At 78.0% G+C, this 4,945-nt stretch carries 3 protein-coding genes; 1 reads left to right on the top strand and 2 read right to left on the bottom strand.

What is annotated here, in order from left to right:
• A partial coding sequence (locus ACFV4N_RS39710) for a condensation domain-containing protein (RefSeq protein WP_499677846.1) occupies positions 1 to 1,938 on the top strand: 1,938 nt, incomplete at its 5' end.
• 57 nt (positions 1,939 to 1,995) lie between these two features.
• Here the strand turns inward: ACFV4N_RS39710 and ACFV4N_RS39705 are convergent.
• Complete coding sequence (locus ACFV4N_RS39705) at positions 1,996 to 3,354, bottom strand: glutamate-cysteine ligase family protein (RefSeq protein ID WP_499677845.1); 1,359 nt, start codon at positions 3,352 to 3,354, stop codon at positions 1,996 to 1,998.
• An 81-nt stretch (positions 3,355 to 3,435) separates the two neighbouring features.
• Positions 3,436 to 4,945 (bottom strand): PfaD family polyunsaturated fatty acid/polyketide biosynthesis protein (locus ACFV4N_RS39700; RefSeq protein ID WP_499677844.1); only part of this gene is annotated, 1,510 nt, incomplete at its 5' end.

Genomic DNA, 4,945 nt, shown 5'->3' with positions numbered 1-4,945 from the left:
CGCGTGCACCGGACCGGGGACCGGGTGCGGCGGCGACCGGACGGGCGGCTGGAGTTCGTCGGTCGGCGGGAGGACCTGGTCGAGCTGCGCGGGCACCGCGTCGAGCTGGGCGAGGTGGCCGCCGGGCTGGAGGCGCTGCCCGGCGTGCGCGCCTCGGCCGCCGCCGTGGTCACCGGGCCGGCGGGGGCGCCCAGGCTGGTCGGCTACGTGGTGGGCGACCGGGACGGGCGCCTGCTCGACCGGTTGCGGGAACGGGTCCCCGGCTACCTGGTGCCCGGCGAGCTGGTGTGGCTGGACCGGTTGCCGCGCACCGCCACCGGCAAGGTGGACCGCGCCGCGCTGCCGCACGTCGGGCGCGGCGGCCTGCCGGGTCCGCGCCGGCGGAGCGGCGCCGGCCCGGTGGACGAGGTCGAGCGGGTGGTGGCGGAGACCTGGCGGGAGGTCCTGGGCGTCCGGGTCCGCCGGACCGACGACTTCTTCGCCCTGGGCGGGGACTCCGTGCTGGCGGTCCGCGCGGTGGTCCGGCTGCGGGCGGCGCTGGACCGGGCGGGGCTGGGCCGGCCGGTGCTGCTGCCCGCGCTGCTCGCGAACCCCACGGTGGCGCGGCTCGCCGCCCACCTCCGGCGGGTGCCGGTGGGCGGACCGCCGGCGGCCCGGCCCACGGCCGAGGCCCGGCTCTCCCCCGCGCAGCAACGGCTGTGGTCCCTCCAGCGCGCGGACCCGCTCGACCCGTCGTGCCTGATCAGCCTGCTGGTGCGGCTGGACGGGCCGGTGCACGTCGACCGGCTGACCGCCGCGCTGCGGGGCGTGGTCGCCGAGCACGAGGCGCTGCGGACGTCGTTCGCGCTCGTCGGCGACCGGCCCGTGCAGCGGGTCGCCGCCGAGGCGCCGCTGCCGCTGCGGCGGACCGACCTGGACGAGTCGGCCGACCCGGACGCCGAGCCTGCGCGGCTGGCGCTCGCCGACGCGGCCGAGCCGGTGGAGCCGGGGTCGCCGCCGCTGCTGCGCTGCCGCCTGGTCGCGCGCGCCGGCCGGGTGGTGGCGCTGGTGGTGACCGCGCACCGCCTCGTGTTCGACGAGCGGTCCGCGGACCTGTTCGTCCGGGACCTCGCCCGGCGCTACGACCGGCCCGACGACCACCGGTCCCACCCCGGCCCGGCCGTGTTCGCCGAACGGCAGCTCGACCGGCTGGCCGGTCCCGGCGGGCGCGAGGCCGTGGCGGCGGTCGCGGACTCCGTGCGCGGCGCGTCGGACCTGCTCGCCCTGCCCACCGACCTGCCCCGGGGACCGCGGGCGGCCCGCGCCGGCCGACACCTGGCGATCGACCTGGACCCGGCCGTCGCCGAGGCGGTGCGGGCCACCGCCCCCGCGCACCGCGCCACCCCGTACATGGTCGGGCTGGCCGCGTTCGCCGTGCTCCTGCGCCGCTGGTGCGGCCAACCCGACCTGCTCGTCGGCACGACCTTCGCCGGGCGGACCGACCCGGAGTCCGACGGGACCATCGGCTGCTTCGCCACCCTGCTGCCCGTGCGGCTGCGCCCCGACCCGGCCCGGCCGTTCACCGAGCTGCTGGCGCAGGCCCGGCGGTCCGCGCTGCTGGTCGCCGCGCACCAGGACGTGCCACCGGCCCGGTCGCCGGGCGAGGCCCGGGGCGGCCCGCTCGTGCGGGTGTCCTTCGGCTACCGGGACGCGCCGCAGCGGGTCCACCGGGGCGGCGGCGTGGTGTTCCGCGCGCGCGAGGTGGAGCGGGACGAGGTCCGGCTCGACCTCGCGCTCTGCCTGGTGGAGGGACCGCACGGGTTGACCGCGCGGTGGGCCTACCGCGCCGACCTGTTCCACGAGCGGACCGTCCGCCGCCTGCACGAGCGGTACGCGGCACTGCTGGCGGACGCGACGGCGCGGCCGCGCACGGCGGTGCGCGACCTGGCCGACGCCTGAACTCGCGGTCCTCCGGCGAGGAGGAGCCGCCGGCAAGCGTGCCGGGTCACGGCCGTACTAGACCCGGTAGGCCGCCACGTACCGCGCGGGATCGCGGTCGAACTCGCCCTCCCAGCGGCGCAGCACCCCGTGGGCGAACGTGTCGCCGGTTTCCAGGACCTCCTCCACCGGCTGGAGGAAGTCCAGCACCGCCGGGCGCTCCAGCCCGGCGTCGACCCTGGCCCGCAACCCCGCCCCGGCGATCCGGACCAACTCGACGGCCAGCTCGCGCACCCGGTCGTCGCCCAGCCGGGCGTCCAGGCCCTTCACGGGCAGCTCCCGCTCGGCGGCCCGGTGCTCGTCCTCCCGGTAGCCGCCGAGCAGCTCGGTCGCCTCGGCGCACGACCCGGGGTGGTAGGTCAGCCCGGTCCACAGCGCGGGCAGCGCGGGGATGTGCGGGTACGGGGGGCCGTCCGCGGCACGCAGCTCCAGCGTGTGCCGGACCCGCACGTCGGTCCACACCTGGGACAGGTGCGAGACCCAGTCCTCCGGCGTGGGCCTGGTGCCGTCGTCGAAGCCGTCCTCCAGCAGGGCGGCGAACGGGCGGGACGGCGCGCGCTCGTACCCGCCGCCGGGCGCCTTCCGGTAGATCATCGGCAGGTCGAGCGCCCACTCCACGAAGTCGTCGACGCGCAGGTCCGGGCGCAGCGCGACCGGCAGCACGCCGCAGCGGCGCGGGTCGGTCCGCAGCCAGCCGTGCGACCGGTGCGACAGCAGGCCCGCGTGCTCGCCGCCCGCCAGCGGCGAGTTGACGAACAGGGCGGCCACCACGGGGGACGCGGCGACCTGCATGCGCAGCTTGCGGGCCAGGTCGGCCTCGTCGAGGTAGTCCAGGGTCGCCTGGGTGGACACCGTCAGCGCCATCACGGTCGGTCCCAGCGCGCCGTCGTCGCCGAGCCCGGCGAAGAACTCCCGCATCAGCGCACCGCGCGGCTTGGGCACCCACTGCGCCCGCTCGACCCGGTCGAACGGCAGGTTGCCGCCGGGCAGGATCGCCAGGCCCAGGCCGCGGGCGATGTCGGCGACGTGCTCCAGGGTGGTGCGCATGTCCTCGACCGCGCTGGCAAGGTCGGCCGCCGGCGCGGAGCCGTACTCGATCGCGCCGCCGTGCTCCAGGCTCAGCTCCACCCCTTCGGCGCGGCGCACGCCGACGAGGTGGCCGTCGTCGAGCAGCGGCTCGCCGCCGAATTCGCGCAGGATCGCCCGCAGCAGCGCTTCGGTGCCGCGCTCACCCGAATAGGGCGCGCTCAGACCGGTGACGGGGTCGACCACACCGCACTCGACCTCCAGGCCCACCTTCTCGACCACCGGGCAGGGTTTGCGGAACGGCGCCCCGAGGTCGTCGCGCACCAGACCCCCGGGGTCGCTCGTGGTCACGGTGGGCTCGCCTTCGCCAGGGGGTCGGTCTTGGCAGCGTACTGCGCGCCGTTCGGCCGGGCCGTGCGACGGATCCCGCCCTCAGACCAGGCGCACGGGCCGGAACGCCGCGGCCGCGGGCACGGCCACGCCGTGGGTGCGCAACTGGTGGGCGCGGGTGGCCACGGCGGCGCCTTCGAGCAGGTTGAGCGCGATCTGCACGACGGTCCGGTTGGCCGGCTCGGCCAGGAACGACCCGGCCGCCCACCGGTTGAACGCCCCGAGCGCCGGGCCGCACCACAGCTGGTAGTCGGCGCGCCGGTCCGGGTCGCCGGTGATCGCCCACCGGCTGGAGCCGGTCAGGTACCACCGGAAGACCAGCGCCATGCGGTGCTTGGGGTCCCGCTCCGCGCGCGCGACCTGGGCCGGGTCGCGGCGCCGCCAGGACTCGCGGGTCAGCTCCCACACCCGCGCCAGCGGCAGGCGGAACACCTCGTGCTCCAACTCGGCCGCCACCGCGGCGGGCAGCGCGTGCAGCCCCGCGTGGTCCCGGTACACCTCGTGCAGCCGGGCCGCCCTGGCGGCGAACAGCGTGCCGCGGCGCGCCACCTGGAGGCGGACGCCCGGCGCGGGCGCGGTGAGCGCGGGCACCGTCGCCACGTCGGCGATGTCCACCTCCGCGAGCATCCGCTTGGCCGCGTCGGACACCCCGGCCTCGACGGCGGCCTGGTTGACCGAGCCGGTCACCACGTACTCCGCGCCGAGCGCGAAGGCCGCGGCTACCGATTCCGGCGTGCCCAGCCCGCCGGCGGCGCCGACCCGCACGTGGTGGCCGTGCCGCTGGACGTGCCGGTCGCGCAGGGCCAGCACGGCGGGCAGCAGCGCGGTCAGCGGCCGGCCGTCGGTGTGGCCGCCGCCGTCGGCCTCCACCGTGACGTCCTCGGCCACCGGCACCCGCGCCGCCAGCCGCGCCTGCTCCTCGGTCAGGTCGCCCCGCTCGACCAGCGACCGCAGCAGGGCGGCCGGCGCGGGCGCGAGGAACCTCTCGGCCACCTCCGGCCGCGACACCTTCGCCAGCACGCGGGTCGGGCGCACGACGCGCCCCTCGCGGTCGAGCCGCAGCCCGGCCGCCGAGCACCGCACCACGGTCGGGGTCAGGTCGGTGAACGCCGACACCGAGATCCGGGGCGCCCGGCCGCGCAGCAGCACGTCGGCGACCCGCCGCTCCCGGTCGGGCTGACCGGGGGTGTGGCCGAGGTTGACGCCCCAGTTCGCCCGCCCCGGCAGCGCCGCGGCCAGCTCGCGCACCGCGTCCTCGACCTCGCGCGGTTCCAGGCCGGTCGTGCCGAAGAAGCCGAGCATCCCGGCCTTCGCCAGGGCGGCCACCAGGCGCGTGCCGGCGATCCCGTTGGCCATCTCCCCCGCGACGTAGGGGAACCGGACGCCGTGCGCCTCGCAGAACAGCCGGCCGCCCAGCCACTCCGGGTACAGCGGCGGCAGCGACCCGACGACGTGGTGGCGGGGCGTCGGCCCGGTGACCACGCCCAGCCGCCGCCCGCCCGGGTCGGTCACCACGTGCGCGTGCTCCCGGAACCTCCGCACGCAGTCCAGC

It is taken from the genome of Actinosynnema sp. NPDC059797, from assembly GCF_042732085.1.
In the GTDB taxonomy this organism is placed as follows: Bacteria; Actinomycetota; Actinomycetes; order Mycobacteriales; family Pseudonocardiaceae; genus Actinosynnema.
Note: the sequence above shows the minus strand (reverse complement) of the source record. Positions and strands in the feature narration are given on the sequence as shown.